General features: G+C 55.0%; 1 protein-coding gene. It reads left to right on the top strand.

The features are described 5' to 3' along the window. Positions 1–179 precede the first annotated feature (179 nt). Positions 180–518, top strand: a 339-nt coding sequence (locus tag KP705_RS16840; protein WP_215765090.1) for a recombinase family protein, incomplete at its 3' end; no start/stop codon positions are given.

Genomic DNA, 518 nt, shown 5'->3' with positions numbered 1-518 from the left:
GTCAGAAGACGGCGCCGCGCCATGATCGGATGTCTCCTTCATGTGTCCGGAAGGGGATCGTTGGACGGACTGTCCCGGACAAGTGCAACACGTCATGGAATACAGCCGTGTGCTGTGTCTCATAAAGGTGGTACCATATGTTTTGCAGTCATGGGGCCTTATACGTTACACTTTCCCGTATGACACACATAATGATCGGCTATGCCCGCTGCTCGACGGACAAACAGGATCTCGCGGCCCAGCATCAGGAACTGCTCAAACTCGGTGTTTCTGCCGATCGTATTTACACCGACAAGGGCTTCACCGGCACGAACCGGGAAAGGGCCGGCCTTGACCAGGCACTGGCGGCTGTTCGTAGTGGCGATACTTTGGTCGTACCAAAGCTTGATCGACTGGCCCGCTCTGTCCCTGATGCACGGCTTATTGGCGACAGCCTGGCATCCCGTGGCGTGAAGCTTCAACTTGGGAACAGTATTCACGATCCGTCTGATCCAATGGGCAAGTTGTTCTTCAACATC

It is taken from the genome of Gluconobacter sp. P1D12_c (genome assembly GCF_018812105.1).
In the GTDB taxonomy this organism is placed as follows: Bacteria; Pseudomonadota; Alphaproteobacteria; order Acetobacterales; family Acetobacteraceae; genus Gluconobacter; species Gluconobacter oxydans_A.
This window is presented reverse-complemented; position numbering and strand designations above follow the sequence as displayed.